This window comes from Enterobacter cloacae complex sp. IR5459 (assembly GCF_049238005.1).
GTDB classification, from domain to species: Bacteria; Pseudomonadota; Gammaproteobacteria; order Enterobacterales; family Enterobacteriaceae; genus Enterobacter; species Enterobacter hormaechei_C.
Map to the genome: position 1 here is coordinate 56,366 of NZ_JBMKIG010000017.1, position 18,436 is coordinate 74,801.

Annotated in this window: 17 protein-coding genes and 2 tRNA genes; 8 read left to right on the plus strand and 11 right to left on the minus strand. The window is 57.9% G+C overall.

All coding sequences use genetic code 11. The features are described 5' to 3' along the window. The first annotated feature begins 68 nt into the window (after positions 1-68). The 5 genes from lldP (at position 69) to trmL (ending at position 5,718) form a co-directional block, all read left to right on the plus strand. Positions 69-1,724 (plus strand): L-lactate permease, encoded by a 1,656-nt coding sequence (gene lldP, locus ACOTX4_RS23775; RefSeq protein ID WP_045331976.1) that lies wholly within the window; start codon positions 69-71, stop codon positions 1,722-1,724. Then, the gene (gene lldR, locus ACOTX4_RS23780; RefSeq protein WP_006808630.1) at positions 1,721-2,494 is read left to right on the plus strand and encodes a transcriptional regulator LldR; all 774 of its coding nucleotides are present in this window, start codon (positions 1,721-1,723) and stop codon (positions 2,492-2,494) included. Before lldP ends, lldR begins: the two co-directional genes overlap by 4 nt. Next, entirely contained in the window at positions 2,491-3,678 is a 1,188-nt protein-coding gene (gene lldD, locus ACOTX4_RS23785; RefSeq protein WP_032665644.1) for a quinone-dependent L-lactate dehydrogenase, read from the plus strand. Before lldR ends, lldD begins: the two co-directional genes overlap by 4 nt. Positions 3,679-3,858: 180 nt before the next feature. After that, a complete protein-coding gene (locus ACOTX4_RS23790) occupies positions 3,859-5,199 on the plus strand; it encodes an MFS transporter (protein WP_045331973.1) in 1,341 nt (446 codons plus the stop codon). A gap of 45 nt (positions 5,200-5,244) precedes the next feature. Beyond that, positions 5,245-5,718, plus strand: coding sequence for a tRNA (uridine(34)/cytosine(34)/5-carboxymethylaminomethyluridine(34)-2'-O)-methyltransferase TrmL (gene trmL / locus ACOTX4_RS23795; protein ID WP_003860178.1), 474 nt, complete (start codon positions 5,245-5,247; stop codon positions 5,716-5,718). Positions 5,719-5,756: 38 nt separating this feature from the next. Here trmL and ilvC read toward each other — a convergent pair whose 3' ends face one another. Continuing rightward, on the minus strand, positions 5,757-7,232 hold the full coding sequence (gene ilvC / locus ACOTX4_RS23800; protein ID WP_063938363.1) for a ketol-acid reductoisomerase: 1,476 nt from the start codon (positions 7,230-7,232) through the stop codon (positions 5,757-5,759). A gap of 281 nt (positions 7,233-7,513) precedes the next feature. Here ilvC and ilvY point away from each other — a divergent pair, with 281 nt between their 5' ends. Next, positions 7,514-8,404 (plus strand): HTH-type transcriptional activator IlvY, encoded by an 891-nt coding sequence (ilvY, locus tag ACOTX4_RS23805; protein ID WP_022652050.1) that lies wholly within the window; start codon positions 7,514-7,516, stop codon positions 8,402-8,404. On the opposite strand, the gene ilvA is transcribed toward ilvY, so the two are convergent. From ilvA to ilvL, 7 genes are all read right to left on the minus strand, one after another. Then, the gene (gene ilvA / locus ACOTX4_RS23810; RefSeq protein WP_032660750.1) at positions 8,401-9,945 is read right to left on the minus strand and encodes a threonine ammonia-lyase, biosynthetic; all 1,545 of its coding nucleotides are present in this window, start codon (positions 9,943-9,945) and stop codon (positions 8,401-8,403) included. The genes ilvY and ilvA overlap by 4 nt on opposite strands. Positions 9,946-9,947: 2 nt before the next feature. Further along, entirely contained in the window at positions 9,948-11,798 is a 1,851-nt protein-coding gene (gene ilvD, locus ACOTX4_RS23815; RefSeq protein ID WP_008501574.1) for a dihydroxy-acid dehydratase, read from the minus strand. A 60-nt stretch (positions 11,799-11,858) separates the two neighbouring features. Further along, entirely contained in the window at positions 11,859-12,788 is a 930-nt protein-coding gene (locus ACOTX4_RS23820) for a branched-chain amino acid transaminase (RefSeq protein WP_022652051.1), read from the minus strand. A gap of 18 nt (positions 12,789-12,806) precedes the next feature. Continuing rightward, positions 12,807-13,070, minus strand: coding sequence for an acetolactate synthase 2 small subunit (gene ilvM / locus ACOTX4_RS23825; protein ID WP_003860184.1), 264 nt, complete (start codon positions 13,068-13,070; stop codon positions 12,807-12,809). Beyond that, positions 13,067-14,713, minus strand: coding sequence for an acetolactate synthase 2 catalytic subunit (ilvG, locus tag ACOTX4_RS23830; RefSeq protein WP_032660756.1), 1,647 nt, complete (start codon positions 14,711-14,713; stop codon positions 13,067-13,069). Before ilvG ends, ilvM begins: the two co-directional genes overlap by 4 nt. 2 nt (positions 14,714-14,715) lie before the next feature. Then, the gene (gene ilvX, locus ACOTX4_RS23835; protein ID WP_192930497.1) at positions 14,716-14,766 is read right to left on the minus strand and encodes a peptide IlvX; all 51 of its coding nucleotides are present in this window, start codon (positions 14,764-14,766) and stop codon (positions 14,716-14,718) included. Between the two features lie 86 nt (positions 14,767-14,852). Beyond that, positions 14,853-14,951: an ilv operon leader peptide gene (gene ilvL / locus ACOTX4_RS23840; RefSeq protein ID WP_001311244.1), complete on the minus strand. Its 99-nt coding sequence runs from the start codon at positions 14,949-14,951 to the stop codon at positions 14,853-14,855. Positions 14,952-15,292: 341 nt separating this feature from the next. Between ilvL and ACOTX4_RS23845 the strand changes: the two genes are divergently transcribed. Further along, positions 15,293-16,813, plus strand: a complete 1,521-nt coding sequence (locus ACOTX4_RS23845; protein ID WP_022652053.1) for a YifB family Mg chelatase-like AAA ATPase — start codon at positions 15,293-15,295, stop codon at positions 16,811-16,813. Between the two features lie 28 nt (positions 16,814-16,841). On the opposite strand, the gene ACOTX4_RS23850 is transcribed toward ACOTX4_RS23845, so the two are convergent. Continuing rightward, entirely contained in the window at positions 16,842-17,180 is a 339-nt protein-coding gene (locus tag ACOTX4_RS23850) for a DUF413 domain-containing protein (protein WP_006808641.1), read from the minus strand. A 118-nt stretch (positions 17,181-17,298) separates the two neighbouring features. Here ACOTX4_RS23850 and hdfR point away from each other — a divergent pair, with 118 nt between their 5' ends. After that, on the plus strand, positions 17,299-18,120 hold the full coding sequence (gene hdfR / locus ACOTX4_RS23855; RefSeq protein ID WP_017693775.1) for an HTH-type transcriptional regulator HdfR: 822 nt from the start codon (positions 17,299-17,301) through the stop codon (positions 18,118-18,120). 101 nt (positions 18,121-18,221) lie between these two features. On the opposite strand, the gene ACOTX4_RS23860 is transcribed toward hdfR, so the two are convergent. Both ACOTX4_RS23860 and ACOTX4_RS23865 read right to left on the minus strand, forming a co-directional pair. Further along, positions 18,222-18,297, minus strand: a tRNA-Trp gene (locus ACOTX4_RS23860). A 52-nt stretch (positions 18,298-18,349) separates the two neighbouring features. Beyond that, a tRNA-Asp gene (locus ACOTX4_RS23865) sits at positions 18,350-18,426 on the minus strand. Positions 18,427-18,436: the final 10 nt, after the last annotated feature.

Sequence of the window (18,436 nt, forward strand, 5' to 3'; positions counted from 1 at the left end):
CTAAGTGTGACGCTGAGATGAGCAGAGACTCACCCGACGAACACCCGTGTGGTCCTCAGGAGACCTGCATGAGCCTCTGGCAACAAAACTACGATCCGGCCGGGAATATCTGGCTGTCGAGCCTGATCGCATCGCTACCGATCCTGTTCTTCTTCTTTGCGCTGATAAAGCTCAAGCTGAAGGGCTACCTTGCCGCAACGTACACCGTTGCCATCGCCCTGCTGGTGGCGCTGTTCTTCTATAAAATGCCGGTCGATCGCGCGCTGGCCTCCGTGGTGTATGGTTTCTTCTACGGCCTGTGGCCGATTGCGTGGATCATCATCGCCGCCGTCTTTGTCTACAAAATCTCGGTGAAAACCGGGCAGTTCGACATTATTCGCTCGTCGATTCTCTCTATTACACCGGACCAGCGTTTACAGATGCTGATTGTCGGTTTCTCCTTCGGGGCGTTCCTTGAAGGTGCGGCAGGATTTGGCGCGCCGGTGGCGATCACCGCCGCTCTGCTGGTCGGGCTGGGCTTTAATCCGCTGTATGCCGCTGGCCTGTGCCTGATTGTGAACACCGCCCCGGTGGCGTTTGGCGCGATGGGCATTCCGATTCTGGTGGCGGGTCAGGTGACCGGGCTGGACAGCTTCGAGATCGGCCAGATGGTGGGCCGCCAGCTGCCGTTCCTGACCATTATCGTGCTGTTCTGGATCATGGCGATTATGGACGGCTGGCGCGGCGTGAAGGAGACCTGGCCTGCGGTGATGGTAGCGGGCGGTTCGTTCGCCATTGCCCAGTATCTCAGCTCCAACTTACTCGGCCCGGAACTGCCGGACATCATCTCTTCCCTGGTGTCGCTGGTCTGCCTGACGCTGTTCCTGAAACGCTGGCAGCCGGTACGTATCTTCCGCTTTGCTGACATGGGCGCATCGCACGTGGATCAGACGCTGGCGCGCACCGGCTATACCGCCGGACAGATTGTGCGCGCGTGGTCACCGTTCCTGTTCCTGACCGCCACCGTGACGCTGTGGAGCATTCCGCCGTTTAAAGCCCTGTTCGCCCCGGGCGGCGCGCTGTACGACATGGTGATTAATATCTCCGTGCCGTTCCTCGACAAAATGGTCGCCCGTATGCCGCCGGTGGTGCACGACGCCACGCCGTATGCGGCAGTGTTTAAGTTCGACTGGTTCTCAGCCACCGGCACGGCCATCCTGTTTGCCGCTATCCTTTCCGTTGTGTGGCTGCGCATGAAGCCTGCCGCCGCGGTACAGACCTTTGCGGCGACGATTAAAGAGCTGATGCTGCCGATTTACTCCATCGGCATGGTGCTGGCGTTCGCGTTTATTTCGAATTACTCCGGCCTGTCGTCGACGCTGGCGTTAGCGCTGGCGCATACCGGCCACGCGTTTACCTTCTTCTCGCCGTTCCTCGGCTGGCTGGGGGTGTTCCTGACCGGTTCAGATACGTCATCTAACGCCCTGTTTGCTGCCCTACAGGCCACGGCCGCGCAGCAGATTGGCGTCTCGGACGTGCTGCTGGTCGCCGCGAACACCACCGGCGGCGTGACCGGGAAGATGATCTCGCCGCAGTCCATCGCCATTGCCTGTGCTGCGGTGGGGCTGGTAGGCAAAGAGTCGGATCTGTTCCGCTTTACCGTTAAACACAGCCTGATATTTACCTGCATGGTGGGCGTGATCACCACATTGCAGGCCTATGTCTTAACCTGGATGATTCCATGATAGTGATGCCCAGACGCCTGTCCGACGAGATTGCCACTCGCGTACGGGCGCTGATAGAAGAACAACAGCTGGAAGCGGGCATGAGATTGCCCGCCGAGCGTCAGCTTGCCGCTCAGCTTGGCGTGTCGCGCAACTCACTGCGCGAGGCGCTGGCGACGCTGGTCAGCGAAGGGGTGCTGCTGAGCCGTCGCGGCGGCGGCACCTTCGTGCGCTGGCAGCATGACGACTGGTCCGAACAAAACATCGTGCAGCCGCTGAAGACGCTGATGGAAAACGACCCGGACTACAGCTTCGACATCCTCGAAGCGCGTCACGCCATCGAAACCAGCACCGCGTGGCACGCGGCGATGCGGGCAACCGACGCCGACAAAGAGAAGCTCAAAGCCTGTTTTGAAGCCACGCAAAGCAGCGACCCGGACATCGCCTCCCAGGCGGACGTGCGGTTCCATCTGGCGATTGCCGAGGCCTCGCACAACGTGGTGCTGCTGCAAACCATGCGCGGGTTCTTCGACCTGCTGCAATCCTCCGTGAAGCAGAGCCGCCAGCGCATGTATCTGGTGCCGCCGGTGTTTGCCCAGCTGACCGAACAGCACGAGGCGGTGCTCAACGCCATTCTGGCCGGAGATGCCGAGGCCGCGCGCAAGGCGATGATGGCGCATCTCGGCTTCGTGCATACCACCATTAAACGATTCGATGAAGATCAGGCCCGACAGGCGCGTATTACCCGTCTGCCTGGCGAGAGTGATATTTCCAGGGAGAACAAAGCATGATTATTTCAGCAGCCAGTGACTATCGCGCCGCGGCGCAGCGCATTTTGCCCCCGTTCCTGTTCCACTATATCGACGGCGGGGCGTATGCCGAATATACCCTGCGCCGTAACGTGGAGGATCTGTCGGAAGTGGCCCTGCGCCAGCGCGTGCTGAAAAATATGTCTGACCTGAGCCTTGAGACGAAGCTGTTTAACGAGACGCTCTCCATGCCGGTAGCGCTCGCACCTGTCGGTTTATGCGGCATGTATGCCCGTCGCGGTGAAGTGCAGGCCGCCGCCGCCGCAGATGCCAAAGGCATTCCGTTTACCCTTTCCACCGTGTCCGTCTGCCCGATTGAAGAAGTCGCCCCGACCATCAAGCGCCCGATGTGGTTCCAGCTGTACGTCCTGCGCGATCGCGGTTTTATGCGCAACGCGCTGGAGCGCGCCAAAGCGGCGGGCTGCTCAACGCTGGTCTTTACCGTCGACATGCCGACCCCCGGCGCGCGCTACCGCGACGCCCACTCCGGCATGAGCGGCCCTAACGCGGCCCTGCGCCGTTACTGGCAGGCGGTGACGCACCCGCAGTGGGCGTGGGATGTCGGGTTGAACGGCCGTCCGCACGATCTGGGCAATATTTCGGCCTACCTGGGTAAACCGACCGGGCTGGAGGACTACATTGGCTGGCTGGCGAACAATTTCGATCCGTCGATCTCCTGGAAAGACCTGGAGTGGATCCGCGAATTCTGGGACGGCCCGATGGTGATCAAAGGGATCCTCGACCCGGAAGATGCCCGCGACGCGGTGCGTTTTGGCGCCGATGGGATCGTGGTCTCTAACCATGGTGGCCGCCAGCTTGATGGGGTGCTCTCCTCCGCCCGCGCCCTGCCGGCCATTGCCGATGCGGTGAAAGGCGATATTGCGATCCTGGCCGATAGCGGCATCCGTAACGGGCTGGACGTGGTGCGCATGATTGCGCTCGGCGCCGACAGCGTGCTGCTGGGCCGTGCTTACCTGTACGCGCTGGCCACCAGCGGCCAGGCGGGCGTGGCGAATCTGCTGAACCTGATCGAGAAAGAGATGAAAGTAGCGATGACCCTGACCGGGGCGAAGTCGATTAGCGAAATCAACAAAGACTCGCTGGTGCAGGAGCTCAGTAAGCTGCCTGCGGCGCTGGCCCCTCTTTCTCAGGGAAACGCGGCCTGATCTCCCCCGGTTAGCCTCCCCTTCTTCCGCGCCCGACTTTCCCCTCGGGCGCTTTTTTTGTCGAAAATAACACCTGCGTAACATTCTTGATAAGAAAATTTGACACACCCCGCCCCTCCGCAATTGTATAGACAAGCAAATACAAGAACACAAAAACAACATCACATCGGAGGGGAACGTATGACGTATTCAGGTCGGGTGGATATTCAGCAGGTGATCGATGAAAGTCCTTTTTCAGGGTTTCACTGGCGTCTTATTGTGCTGGGCTTTCTGGTGCTGGCGATCGATGGGTTTGATACCGCAGCGATGGGTTACATTGCGCCTACGCTGTCGACGGAGTGGGGAATACATAAACAGGATCTGGGGCCGGTGCTGAGTGCGGCGCTGCTGGGTCTGTCGCTGGGAGCCCTGATTGCAGGTCCGGTATCGGACCGGATGGGACGCAAGCGCGTGCTGGTCTTTTCGTGTCTCTTCTTCGGCCTGGCGAGCCTGGGCACGGCCTGGGCGCAAAGTCTGAATACCCTGACGCTATGGCGATTTCTGACCGGTCTCGGGCTGGGCGCCGCGATGCCTAACGCCATCACGCTGATCTCAGAGTTTGCCCCCCAGCGCTGCCGCGCCATGGCAATTAACACCATGTACTGCGGCTTTCCGCTGGGTGCGGCGGGCGGCGGGGCGATCTCGTCCTGGCTTATCCCTCACCATGGCTGGCGAAGCGTGCTGCTGACCGGCGCGATTGCGCCGCTGATTTTAACGGTGCTGCTGGCGCTGCTGTTGCCGGAGTCGGTGAAGTTTCTGGTGCAGCGCGGGAAAGACATCGCCCAGGTTCGCCGCATCGCCAGCCGGTTCGCCCGCAGCACGCTGGATAGCGTCACGGGCTTTTTCCTGACAGAGGAAAAAGTCGCGTCGAAAAAAGGCAGCGTGTCGCAGCTGTTTTCCATGCCCTGGCTACCCGGCACCCTGATGCTGTGGGTCACCTACTTTATGGGATTGGTGATTTATTACGTCCTGCTGAGCTGGATGCCGACGCTGATGCAGGGGATGGGGTATGCGCTGGCGGAATCCGCCTGGCTCACCTCGCTGTTCACCTTCGGCGGCACCGCTGGCATTTTGCTCGCGGGCTGGATGATGGATCGCTGGGAAGCGCACAAGGTGGTCGCGTGTGGTTTCGTGCTGACGATGGGCCTGATTCTTTTACTCGGCATTGAGCATAACCATATCGCCCTGTTTGGCGGGTTAATTTTCCTGATGGGGATCGCGATGAACGGCGCGCAGTCGGGCATGCAGACCCTGGCCGCCACCTTTTACCCTACCGAGTGCCGCGCGACGGGTATCGCCTGGATGCAGGGGATCGGCCGCTTCGGCGGCGTGGCGGGCACCATGACCAGCGCCCAGCTTCTTTCCATGCAGTGGCAGGCAGACAGTATTTTAATGATCCTCAGCGTGCCTGCTCTCGTGGCCGCGGCGGCAACCGTCTACAAAATGCTGTATAGCCGCGCGCAGGAGCCGGGCGTCGCCTAGTCCCTCTCTTTTCTGCTATTCTGCCCCCGCAATTAAGGGGGCAGCATGCTTAACATCGTCTTATTCGAACCAGAAATTCCGCCGAACACCGGCAATATTATCCGCCTGTGCGCCAACACCGGTTTTCGTCTGCACATCATTGAGCCGATGGGCTTTACGTGGGACGACAAACGTCTGCGCCGCGCGGGGCTGGACTACCATGAGTTTACCGCCGTCGTTCGTCATCACGATTACGCCGCGTTTCTGGGATCCGAAAAACCACAGCGCATGTTCGCCCTGACCACCAAAGGCACGCCAGCGCACAGCGCCGTAAGCTATCAGGACGGGGATTATCTGATGTTTGGTCCGGAAACCCGCGGCCTGCCGGCCACCATTCTGGATGCCCTGCCAGCCGAGCAGAAAATTCGTATTCCGATGATGCCAGACAGCCGCAGCATGAACCTGTCGAATGCGGTGTCGGTGGTGGTGTATGAGGCGTGGCGCCAGCTGGGTTATCCCGGCGCGATACTGCGTAGCTAAAACAGTTCGGGTGGCTTGCGCCACCCGATTCATCGTGTTTAGCCTGCTACCGCGATACGTTTCATATCGGTCATGTAGCCACGCAGTTTCTGGCCCACTTTCTCGATTTCGTGGCTGCGGATCGCTTCGTTAACGTCACGCAGCTGCGCGTTATCAACCGCACCTTCCGCAATCGCCTGGCCCAGATCGCCCGCTTGCAGGGTGGTCATGAACTCTTTCAGCAGCGGTACGCAGGCGTAAGAGAACAGGTAGTTACCGTACTCGGCGGTATCGGAGATCACCACGTTCATCTCATACAGACGCTTACGGGCGATGGTGTTTGCGATCAGCGGCAGCTCGTGCAGCGATTCGTAGTACGCAGACTCTTCAATGATGCCGGAATCCACCATAGTTTCGAACGCCAGCTCAACGCCTGCTTTCACCATCGCAATCATCAGGACGCCTTTATCGAAGTACTCCTGCTCGGTGATCTTGCCGTCGTACTGTGGTGCGGTTTCGAACGCGGTTTTACCGGTCTCTTCACGCCAGGTCAGCAGTTTCTTATCGTCGTTCGCCCAGTCTGCCATCATGCCGGAGGAGAACTCGCCGGAGATGATGTCGTCCATATGTTTCTGGAACAGCGGCGCCATGATGGTTTTCAGCTGTTCAGAGAGTGCGAACGCGCGCAGTTTTGCCGGGTTGGACAGACGGTCCATCATCAGCGTAATGCCGCCCTGCTTCAGCGCTTCGGTGATGGTTTCCCAGCCGAACTGAATCAGTTTTTCCGCGTATGCCGGATCGGTGCCTTCCTCCACCAGCTTGTCGAAGCACAGCAGAGAGCCAGCCTGGAGTATGCCGCACAGGATAGTCTGCTCGCCCATCAGGTCAGATTTCACTTCCGCAACGAAGGAAGATTCCAGTACGCCCGCACGATGGCCGCCGGTGGCCGCTGCCCAGGCTTTGGCAATCGCCATGCCTTCGCCTTTCGGATCGTTTTCCGGGTGAACGGCGATCAGCGTCGGTACGCCGAAGCCACGTTTGTACTCTTCACGCACTTCCGTACCCGGGCACTTCGGCGCCACCATCACTACGGTGATGTCTTTACGGATCTGCTCGCCCACTTCAACGATGTTGAAGCCGTGGGAGTAACCCAGCGCGGCGCCGTCTTTCATCAGCGGCTGTACGGAACGCACAACGTCAGAGTGCTGCTTGTCCGGCGTCAGGTTCACCACCAGATCCGCCTGCGGGATCAGCTCTTCGTAGGTGCCCACTTTGAAGCCGTTTTCGGTCGCTTTACGCCATGAAGCGCGTTTCTCGGCAATCGCTTCTTTGCGCAGGGCGTAGGAGATATCCAGCCCGGAGTCACGCATGTTCAGGCCCTGGTTCAGACCCTGTGCGCCACAGCCGACAATGACCACTTTTTTACCCTGAAGGTAGCTCGCGCCATCAGCAAATTCATCGCGCGCCATGAAGCGGCATTTGCCCAGCTGCGCCAGCTGCTGGCGCAAGTTCAGTGTATTAAAGTAGTTAGCCATGGGTGATACCTCGTGATGTTGTGTTGTTTATTACTCTATGGATTTCACGTTTTAGGAAGGCGTCAAGTCTGCGAACCCCCAGGAGCTTACTCTGGTAAGTGACTGGGGTGAGTTGACGTAGACAACGCACCTACAACGTGAAAGACGACGAGTAATTTATTGTTCGGTTCGCCTTTCAGCGACAATGTACCCACATTACAACAGGAAATTTATTGCGGAAATTGATATATTCACAACGTCACATTGCAATTTATGCAATGTAAAAAGAGGGAGTGGAATCGGTGGATTTACGCGATCTGAAAATGTTCCTGCACCTGGCGGAAAGCCGTCACTTTGGCCGCAGCGCCCGGGCGATGCACGTCAGCCCGTCCACGCTTTCGCGCCAGATCCAGCGCCTTGAGGAAGACCTCGGCCAGCCGCTGTTCGTGCGCGATAACCGCACCGTCACCCTCACGGAAGCCGGCGAAGAGCTGCGCATCTTTGCCCAGCAAACCTTGTTGCAGTATCAGCAGCTGCGGCACACCATCGACCAGCAGGGGCCGTCGCTTTCCGGCGAGCTGCATATTTTCTGTTCCGTGACCGCTGCCTACAGCCATCTTCCCCCCATTCTTGACCGCTTCCGCGCGGAACATCCGTCGGTTGAAATTAAGCTCACCACCGGCGATGCCGCCGACGCGATGGAAAAAGTGGTCACGGGCGAAGCGGATCTCGCGATTGCCGGGAAACCGGAAACCCTGCCGGGGGCGGTGGCGTTCTCGATGCTGGAGAATCTGGCGGTGGTGCTGATTGCCCCGGCGCTGCCCTGCCCGGTGCGCAACCAGGTCTCGGTGGAGAAACCGGACTGGTCGACGGTGCCGTTTATCATGGCCGATCAGGGGCCGGTGCGTCGCCGCATCGAGCTGTGGTTCCGCCGTCAGAAAATCAGCAACCCGTCGATTTACGCTACCGTCAGCGGCCATGAGGCGATGGTGTCGATGGTGGCGCTTGGCTGCGGCGTGGCGCTGCTGCCAGAAGTGGTACTGGAAAACAGCCCGGAACCGGTGCGCAACCGCGTGATGATTCTGGAGCGCAGCGACGAGAAAACGCCGTTCGAGCTGGGCGTGTGCGCACAAAAAAAGCGGCTGCATGAGCCGCTTATTGATGCGTTCTGGACGATATTGCCGAACCACTAGCCAGCCAGAAAGAACCTGAAAGCCGGGTTATGGGTTTCGTCATGACATTCATAGCCCAGTTCGTTCAGGCGCGTTTCGAAATCCGGCTCGTGCTCGCCCAGTTCGAACGCCGCCAGCACGCGCCCGTAGTCGGTGCCGTGGCTGCGGTAGTGGAACAGGGAGATGTTCCAGTGCGTGCCGAGCGTGTGCAGGAACTTGAGCAGCGCGCCCGGTGATTCCGGGAACTCGAAGCTGAACAGGCGTTCCTGGAGCGGCTTGGAAGGACGGCCGCCGACCATGTAACGCACGTGCAGCTTCGCCATCTCATCGTCAGAGAGATCGACCACGCTGTAGCCGCCGTCGTGCAGCAGGCTGAGGATCTCTTTGCGCTCCTCCACGCCACGGCTCAGACGCACGCCGACAAAAATGCAGGCATCTTTCGCATCGGCAAAGCGGTAATTGAACTCTGTTACCGAACGGCCGCCCAGCAGCTGGCAGAACTTCAGGAAGCTGCCCTTCTCTTCCGGAATGGTCACCGCCAGCAGGGCTTCACGCTGCTCGCCCAGCTCACAGCGTTCGGACACGTAGCGCAGGCCGTGGAAGTTCACATTGGCGCCGGAAAGCACGTGCGCCAGACGCTCGCCGCGAATGTTGTGCTGGGCGATGTATTTCTTCATCCCCGCCAGCGCCAGCGCGCCGGAGGGTTCTGCCACCGCACGCACGTCTTCGAACAGATCTTTCATCGCCGCGCAGATAGCGTCGCTGTCGACGGTGACGATATCGTCGAGATACTCCTGGCACAGGCGGAACGTTTCGTCGCCAATGCGCTTCACCGCCACGCCCTCGGCAAACAGCCCGACGCGCGGCAGATCCACAGGATGCCCGGCATCCAGCGCCGCTTTCAGGCAGGCGGAGTCTTCCGCTTCCACGGCAATGACTTTGATCTGCGGCATGAGCTGTTTGATCAGCACCGCCACACCAGCGGCTAAGCCGCCGCCACCCACCGGGACGAAAACGCGGTCGAGATGGGCGTCCTGCTGCAACAGCTCCAGCGCCAGCGTACCCTGCCCGGCAATCACCATCGGGTGGTCGAACGGCGGCACCCAGGTGAACCCCTGCTGCTGCGCCAGCTCAATCGCTTTGGCTTTGGCTTCGTCAAAGTTAGCCCCGTGGAGCAAGACTTCTCCGCCGAAACCGCGCACCGCGTCGACCTTGATATCGGCGGTAGCAACCGGCATCACGATCAGCGCCTTCAGCCCCAGACGCGCCGAGGAAAACGCCACGCCCTGCGCGTGGTTGCCCGCCGACGCGGTAATCACGCCGCGCGCTTTTTGCTCGTCGGTCAGCCCGGCCATCATCGCGTAGGCTCCGCGCAGCTTGAAGCTGTGCACCGGCTGCCTGTCTTCACGCTTCACCAGGATGACGTTGTCGAGGCGCGAAGAGAGTTTTTCCATTTTTTGCAGGGGCGTGACCTGCACGGCTTCATAGACCGGCGCGCGTAGCACCGCTCTCAGGTATTCCGCCCCCTCAGGGGCGGCGGATAAGGGTTGTGACTCGGCCATCGTTAGCCCCCCAGTTTAGATTTATCGCGCACCGCGCCTTTATCTGCACTGGTTGCAAGGCTCGCGTAGGCGCGCAGGGCGAAGGAGACTTCGCGCTGGCGATCTTTCGGCGTCCAGGCTTTGTCGCCGCGGGCTTCCTGCGCTTCACGACGGGCCGCAATCTCCTGGTCACTCAGCTTCAGCTGAATGCCGCGGTTTGGAATGTCGATTTCAATCAGATCGCCATCTTCGATGATCGCGATATTGCCGCCGCTTGCCGCTTCCGGGGAGACGTGGCCGATGGAGAGACCAGACGTGCCGCCGGAGAAACGACCATCGGTGATCAGCGCGCAGGCTTTGCCGAGGCCCATCGATTTCAGGAAGGTGGTCGGGTAGAGCATCTCCTGCATGCCGGGACCGCCTTTCGGTCCTTCGTAGCGAATGACCACCACGTCGCCTTCCACCACTTTGCCACCGAGGATGGCGTCTACCGCTTCGTCCTGGCTTTCATACACTTTTGCCGGACCGGTGAATTTCAGGATGCTGTCGTCCACGCCAGCGGTTTTCACGATACAGCCATTTTCCGCAAAGTTACCGTACAGCACGGCCAGGCCGCCGTCTTTGCTATAGGCATGTTCCAGCGAGCGAATGCAGCCTTCGGCGCGATCGTCATCAAGCGTGTCCCAACGGCAATCCTGCGAGAACGCCTGGGTGGTACGGATGCCCGCCGGACCGGCGCGATACATGTTTTTCACCGCGTCGTCTTTGGTCAGCATCACGTCGTACTGCTCCAGCGACTCCGGCAGCGTCAGGCCGAGCACGTTTTTCACGTCGCGGTTAAGCAGCCCGGCGCGATCCAGCTCGCCGAGAATACCAATCACGCCACCCGCACGGTGGACATCTTCCATGTGGTACTTCTGGGTACTCGGCGCGACTTTACACAGCTGCGGCACTTTGCGGGAGAGCTTGTCGATGTCGCTCATGGTGAAGTCGATTTCAGCTTCCTGCGCGGCGGCCAGCAGGTGCAGAACGGTGTTGGTGGAACCGCCCATGGCGATATCCAGCGTCATGGCGTTTTCGAACGCCGCTTTACTGGCGATGTTACGCGGCAGCGCGCTGGCGTCGTCCTGCTCGTAGTAGCGTTTGGTCAGCTCAACGATGCGCTTGCCCGCGTTAAGGAACAGCTGCTTACGGTCGGCGTGGGTCGCCAGCAGCGAGCCGTTGCCCGGCTGAGACAGGCCCAGCGCTTCGGTCAGGCAGTTCATGGAGTTGGCGGTGAACATCCCGGAACAGGAGCCGCAGGTCGGGCACGCGGAGCGTTCCACCTGGTCGCTCTGCTCGTCAGAGACTTTCGGGTCCGCGCCCTGGATCATCGCATCGACCAGGTCGAGCTTGATGATTTTGTCGGAAAGCTTGGTTTTCCCCGCTTCCATCGGGCCGCCGGAAACGAAGATCACCGGAATGTTCAGACGCAGGGAGGCCATCAGCATCCCCGGGGTGATTTTGTCGCAGTTGGAGATACAGACCATCGCATCGGCGCAGTGGGCGTTAACCATATACTCCACCGAGTCGGCGATCAGCTCGCGCGACGGCAGCGAATAGAGCATCCCCCCATGGCCCATTGCGATACCGTCATCCACCGCAATGGTGTTGAACTCTTTCGCCACGCCGCCGGAGGCTTCGATTTGCTCGGCAACCAGCTTACCGAGATCGCGCAGGTGCACGTGGCCCGGCACAAACTGGGTGAAGGAGTTCACCACGGCGATAATTGGCTTGCCGAAATCGGCGTCGGTCATTCCGGTGGCGCGCCACAGTGCGCGGGCACCCGCCATATTACGGCCGTGGGTGGTGGTGGCTGAACGATACTTAGGCATGCTTTATTTACTCCCGTCTGACTATTTAATGGGACGGTGCGTGCCGTCCCAAATTTATATTTAGTGATTAACCTGATCCAACCAGCCGTATTTATCTTCTGTCTCGCCGGTGAAGAGGCCAAAGAACGCTTGCTGAATGCGTTTGGTCACCGGGCCACAGCGGCCTTCGCCCACCTGAATGCCATCGACGCTACGCACCGGCGTAATTTCAGCCGCGGTACCGGACATAAACACTTCGTCAGCCAGGTACAGGGATTCGCGGGACAGCACCTGCTCGCGCACTTCGATACCCAGATCTTTTGCCAGCTTGATGATGGCGTCACGGGTGATGCCCGGCAGCGCGGACGAGGTAAACGGCGGGGTGAACAGAATGCCGTCTTTTACTTCAAACAGGTTTTCGCCCGCACCTTCGGAGATGTAGCCATTCACATCCAGCGCGATACCTTCCTGGTAACCGTGACGGCGCGCTTCGCTGCCGACCAGCAGTGAGGACAGGTAGTTACCGCCCGCTTTAGCCGCAGTCGGGATAGTGTTTGGCGCCACGCGGTTCCAGGAAGAAACCATTGCGTCGATCCCCTGATCCAGTGCTTCCGCGCCCAGGTAGGCGCCCCACGGGAACGCAGCAATAATCACATCGGTGTTATAGTCAGCGGGCGGGTTGACGCCCATGCCGACATCACCCACGAAGACCAGCGGACGAATATAGGCGCTGGTCAGTTTGTTCTGGCGAATCACCTCGCGGCAGGCTTCCATCAACTCATCAACGCTTTGGGAGACCGGGAAACGATAAATTTTGGCTGAGTCATGCAGACGCTGCATGTGTTCACGGTGGCGGAACACCACTGGTCCTTTGTGAGAGTCGTAGCAACGGATCCCTTCAAACACGGAGGTGCCGTAGTGCAGCGCGTGGGACATCACGTGAACTTTCGCGTCTTCCCAGCGAACCATCTCACCATTGAACCAAATGTAATCAGCTTTTTTTGTCGTCATTTTTTCGTCCTGTCACGCTTAAGCGCGGATTTGTTGTGATGTGGTTGTGCTCTGGCAGATGGCAACATGGGCAACGTCTACCAGTTTTGATAACTGACTAAACAGTAAGTCGACCGGCCGCGGGCTGGCAACGGTTAATTCGATACTGATGTTCTGTGCGTCGGTAGCCGTTTCCATATTCATAGAGCAAATCTGAAAGCCACGGTGGCGAACCACGCGCAAAACGCGTTCTAACGTTTCCGGGTTGAAGCGAGCCTGCACGGCGACCTGATGTTGCATCATGATAATTTCTCCAGCATTTGTGAGTTACTGGCACCGGGCGGTACCAACGGCCAGACGTTCTCAAGCTCATCGATTGAGACATGAAGCAGGTATGGCCCTTCGCTTGACAGCATGGTGTCGAGTGCCGCTTCAACCTGGTCTTTACGGGTGATGTGCTGGCCAGGAATGCCGAAGGCGCTGGCCAGGGTGAGGAAATCGGGGTTATCGGTCAGGGTGGTTTCACTGTAACGTTCCTGGAAGAACAGCTGTTGCCACTGGCGAACCATCCCTAAACGCTGGTTATCGAGCAACACGATCTTCAGCGGTAACTGCTTGCGCTTCACGGTGCCGAGCTCCTGAACGTTCATCATGAAGGAGCCGTCACCGGAGATACAGATAACGGTATCGTTCGGGCGGGCAACCTGTGCACCAACGGCGGCTGGCAGACCGAAGCCCATCGTCCCTAACCCGCTGGACGTGATGAAGTTTTCCGGACGGGTGTAGGTCATGTGCTGGGCAGACCACATCTGATGCTGGCCGACATCGGTCGTCACCACGCTGTCGGCGGGCTTACGGTCGGACAACTGCTTCAACAGCAGCGGCGCGTAGATGGCCTCGCCGGGGTGGTCGTAACGCCAGGCGTGTTCAGCGCGCATATCGGCGGTGTGCTGACGCCATGGGTTAATATCCAGCGGCTGCTCCAGGGCCGGTAACAGCGCGTTAAGATCGCCCTGCAACGCGACATGCGCCTGACGCAGTTTGTTCATCTCCGCCGGGTCGATGTCCATATGGATCACTTTGGCGTTTGGCGCGAAGGTGTTCAGTTTGCCGGTGACGCGGTCGTCAAAACGGGCGCCGACGGCGATGAGCAGGTCACACTCCTGCACCGCCAGGTTTGCCGCTTTGGTACCATGCATCCCCAGCATGCCCAGATAGTAGGGGTAATCAGCATCTACCGCCCCCAACCCTTTCAGCGTGCAGGTGGCAGGCATTTGCGTTGCCGCGATAAATTCGCGCAGGGCAGGAACCGCCTGCGCCATACCTACGCCACCACCAACGTACAGCATCGGTTGTTTGGCCTGCACCATCATCTGACGCGCCTCTTCCACCTCTGCATGCGGGAATGCATCATCGCTTTTCACGGTAGAGAAATGCGGTTCCAGATCGCCGAGTGCAACCTGGATATCTTTCGGGATATCAACCAGAACCGGGCCAGGACGGCCAGAGCTGGCAACCTCGAACGCTTCGGCCATCACCCGCGGCAGCTCTTCAAGAGACTGAACGAGGAAGCTGTGTTTGGTGCAGGCCAGCGATAAACCGAGCACATCCACTTCCTGGAAGGCATCGGTGCCGATGAACGGAGAGGCAACCTGTCCGGTGATGGCAACAACGGGAACAGAATCCAGCAGTGCATCAGCAAGACCGGTGATCAGGTTCGTTGCGCCCGGACCTGAGGTCGCCATACAGACACCGGTTTTACCGGTGGCACGGGCATAACCGATGGCGGCCATCGCTGCGCCCTGCTCGTGTCGGCACAACAGGTGCTCCACGCCGCCGTCATACAGTGCATCGTAAATCGGCATAATTGCGCCACCCGGATAACCGAATACTGTCTCGACTCCCTGCGCGCGCAACGCATGTACTACCCACTGTGCCCCATTCATAGTTAGTTCCCCGTCATAAATCGGGAGAAACAGAATTTTGTGCTACTTGTCATTCTCTGCTCCTCATTTACGTTTTTTAGTCATAAAAAAACCCCCGGACCTTTCGGTGCGGGGGTCTTAGTTCGTTAAGGCTTGATTTCTAAGCCTTTCCTCGTCCAAGTGCAGCCCCGCACGGTGGGATAATAATCACCACCACGCTAATCACGACCAGGCTAATCACTCGTAGAAGGGCTGTCATTTTCAGTTCTTTTTGCATCTTGTTCGAAGGAATACCTAAAGAGTTACCACAGATATTTCATCTGACACAAGATTTTTTTATGACCTATTTCTGTAGCAGGCGAACTATTTCTTTCAAAATCGTTGTTTTATATAGGGAAAAAATAGAAATGAAGATTTTTCATTTTTTTTGTCCTGTTTCATCAGGCAAGGCGCGCATGATTCCTTTTCTGCGAGGCCGATTCCACCGACATGTAATGATTACATTTAGGCGCTAAAAGGCTGGAACGAGCGCCGTAATTCAGTGAATTAGCGCTAAACAGGAAAAAATGATGCTGGCATAGTCACCGCCAAGGAGGGCTTATGTCACTGTCAGTTGTTTATACACGCGCGGCCATCGGCGTGAAGGCACCGCTTATTTCTGTAGAGGTTCATTTAAGTAATGGACTGCCCGGACTGACGCTGGTCGGCTTACCAGAAACGACCGTTAAAGAGGCGAGGGATCGCGTGCGCAGCGCAATTATTAATAGCGGTTATGCTTTTCCGGCGAAGAAGATCACCATCAACCTTGCGCCCGCCGATTTGCCAAAGGAGGGAGGGCGATATGATTTACCTATTGCTATAGCGCTTCTCGCGGCTTCTGAACAGCTCAATACGCCGGGGCTAAGCTCGTGCGAGTTCGTGGGTGAATTAGCGCTTACAGGCGCGTTAAGGGGCGTTCCCGGTGCAATATCGGGTGCGCTTGAAGCCATACGTGCGGGAAGACAAATCATTGTAGCTAATGAAAACGCCTCTGAAGTAAGCCTTATCGCCGAAAAGGGGTGTCTTGTCGCGGGACATTTGCAGGAGGTTTGCGCCTGGCTGGAAGGCCGACACGAGCTTGCCGAGCCGCAGGAGAATGACGAGGTGGCGCCAGATTCGCCCGAGGATCTCAGCGATATTATGGGTCAGGAACAGGGTAAACGGGCGTTAGAGATAACGGCCGCGGGTGGGCATAACCTGTTACTGATAGGTCCGCCAGGCACGGGGAAAACGATGCTGGCGAGCAGATTGAGCGGCCTGTTGCCACCCCTCAATAATCACGAAGCGCTGGAAAGCGCCGCGATATTTAGCCTGGTCAGTTCTACGTCGCTGCATAAACAGTGGCGCCGCCGTCCCTTCCGCTCTCCACACCACAGTGCGTCTCTTACCGCGATGGTGGGCGGGGGTTCGATCCCCGGGCCGGGTGAAATCTCACTGGCGCACAACGGCATTCTGTTTCTGGATGAATTGCCAGAGTTTGAACGCCGCGTGCTGGATGCATTGCGGGAGCCGATTGAATCCGGCGAAATCCATTTGTCTCGTACACGGGCCAAATTAAGCTACCCTGCGCAGTTTCAGCTGGTCGCCGCGATGAACCCTAGCCCTACGGGTCATTATCAGGGCAATCATAACCGCTGTACGCCGGAGCAGACACTGCGCTATCTGAGTAAGCTGTCCGGCCCCTTCCTCGACCGTTTTGATTTATCTCTCGAGATCCCCCTGCCCCCGCCCGGTCTGCTGAGGCAAACCGGTATTAAGGGCGAAAGCTCAGCAACTGTGCGTGAACGGGTTATTGCGGCGCAGGCGCGGCAGTATGTTCGTCAGAACAGGCTGAATGCCCGGCTGGATAACAGCGGGATCCGACAGTTTTGTTCTCTCAACGCTGAAGATGCGGGCTGGCTGGAAGAGACACTGACGCGGTTTGGGCTATCCATTCGCGCGTGGCAGCGTTTGTTGAAAGTTGCGCGCACGGTCGCCGACGTGGAGGGCTGCCCCGGAATAGAGAGGCGGCATTTGCAGGAGGCATTAAGTTACCGTGCGATCGATCGGCTGCTGTTGCATCTGCAAAAAATGCTGGCGTAAAAAAAAGGGGCCGTAGCCCCTTCTCTTCTTAATCGTCAGACTCGGTGTAGTCTTCTGCACCTTCCATCTGCGGCTTGCCGCCAGACAGCGTATGGAAACGCTTAGGACGCTTAATGCGAGCCATATACTTGATCCATACACGTTCTGCATCAGATTGCGGCTCACGCTCACCACGGCAAACAGAGACAAACTGTTTTTCATCTTCGGTTGCCGGTTCACGTTTACCCAGATCCAGCTCGTTAAAGGCATAACCATGGCGCTCAAGAAGTTGAGCTTCTTTGATAGTGAAATCGCCGTGACGAGAGAACCCGCGCGGATAATGTTTATTGTCGAAAAAACGATTAGTCGTCGTAAAGCTTTCCGCCATCCTACACGCTCCTAATTCTTTGGCCGAGCTATTTATGGCGCGGAGTATTAGTTACGCTTGACAGAGTGTAAAACAAAACATTTAAATCATAACGACAAATAATTTTGCGGAGAAAGATGTGGATACGGAATTGCTAAAAACTTTCCTCGAAGTGAGCAGAACGCGACACTTTGGGCGAGCAGCTGAAGCCCTCTACCTGACGCAGTCAGCAGTCAGTTTTCGTATTCGACAGCTGGAAAATCAACTGGGTGTGAACCTTTTTACCCGCCATCGCAACAATATTCGTTTAACCCCGGCCGGTGAAAAGCTATTGCCTTATGCAGAAACCCTGATGAATACCTGGCAGGCAGCGCGGAAGGAGGTTGCGCACACCTCCCGGCATAATGAATTCTCGATCGGTGCCAGCGCTTCACTATGGGAATGCATGCTCAGCCAGTGGCTTATGCGGCTATATCGCACACACAACCATCTGCAATTTGAGGCGAGGATTGCGCAACGCCAGTCGCTGGTTAAGCAACTCCACGAGCGGCAGCTTGATCTGCTGATCACCACAGAAGCGCCCAAGATGGACGAATTTAGCAGCCAGATTGTTGGACAGTTTAGCCTGGCGCTCTATGCATCCGAGCCTGCAATGATGAAGGCCGACCTGAATTATTTACGCCTGGAATGGGGGCCTGATTTTCAGCAGCACGAGACGGGGTTAATTGCCAGCGATGATATCCCGCAACTCACGACAAGCTCTGCGGAGATCGCATGCCAGCATCTTCCCGCATTGAAAGGCTGTACATGGTTACCTGTTCGCTGGGCGGATAATAAACCTGCACTCCATGTTGTCACCGATTCGACAACTCTCTCCAGGCCGCTGTATGCCATTTGGCTGCAAAACAGCGATAAGCAGTCGCAGATAAAAGATCTGTTAAAAACCAGCATACTGGATTAACGCAAAAGCCTGCGGAAACGCAGGCTGCTTATTCTTCAGGAAGGTGTTGAGCTGTTTTGCAGGCAAAAAAAAAATCCTTTGCCGAAGCAAAGGATTCTATATGGCAGGGGCGGAGAGACTCGAACTCGCGACACCCGGTTTTGGAGACCGGTGCTCTACCAACTGAGCTACGCCCCTAAAGTTTTTGCCATTAAGCCTGCCGAAAGGGCAGGCTTAATGTCTTAATAAGTGGCGGAACGGACGGGACTCGAACCCGCGACCCCCTGCGTGACAGGCAGGTATTCTAACCGACTGAACTACCGCTCCACCGAATACT

Excerpts from the sequence above, each read along its gene's own strand:
- ilvC (WP_063938363.1), bottom strand. The coding sequence starts at position 7,232 with ATGGCTAACTACTTTAATACACTGAACTTGCGCCAGCAGCTGGCGCAG.
- ilvL (WP_001311244.1), bottom strand. The coding sequence starts at position 14,951 with ATGACAGCCCTTCTACGAGTGATTAGCCTGGTCGTGATTAGCGTGGTG.
- ilvG (WP_032660756.1), bottom strand. The coding sequence starts at position 14,713 with ATGAATGGGGCACAGTGGGTAGTACATGCGTTGCGCGCGCAGGGAGTC.
- ilvD (WP_008501574.1), bottom strand. The coding sequence starts at position 11,798 with ATGCCTAAGTATCGTTCAGCCACCACCACCCACGGCCGTAATATGGCG.
- lldP (WP_045331976.1), top strand. The coding sequence starts at position 69 with ATGAGCCTCTGGCAACAAAACTACGATCCGGCCGGGAATATCTGGCTG.
- ilvA (WP_032660750.1), bottom strand. The coding sequence starts at position 9,945 with ATGGCCGAGTCACAACCCTTATCCGCCGCCCCTGAGGGGGCGGAATAC.
- ACOTX4_RS23820 (WP_022652051.1), bottom strand. The coding sequence starts at position 12,788 with ATGACGACAAAAAAAGCTGATTACATTTGGTTCAATGGTGAGATGGTT.
- lldD (WP_032665644.1), top strand. The coding sequence starts at position 2,491 with ATGATTATTTCAGCAGCCAGTGACTATCGCGCCGCGGCGCAGCGCATT.
- ACOTX4_RS23790 (WP_045331973.1), top strand. The coding sequence starts at position 3,859 with ATGACGTATTCAGGTCGGGTGGATATTCAGCAGGTGATCGATGAAAGT.
- ACOTX4_RS23845 (WP_022652053.1), top strand. The coding sequence starts at position 15,293 with ATGTCACTGTCAGTTGTTTATACACGCGCGGCCATCGGCGTGAAGGCA.
- lldR (WP_006808630.1), top strand. The coding sequence starts at position 1,721 with ATGATAGTGATGCCCAGACGCCTGTCCGACGAGATTGCCACTCGCGTA.
- trmL (WP_003860178.1), top strand. The coding sequence starts at position 5,245 with ATGCTTAACATCGTCTTATTCGAACCAGAAATTCCGCCGAACACCGGC.
- ACOTX4_RS23850 (WP_006808641.1), bottom strand. The coding sequence starts at position 17,180 with ATGGCGGAAAGCTTTACGACGACTAATCGTTTTTTCGACAATAAACAT.
- ilvM (WP_003860184.1), bottom strand. The coding sequence starts at position 13,070 with ATGATGCAACATCAGGTCGCCGTGCAGGCTCGCTTCAACCCGGAAACG.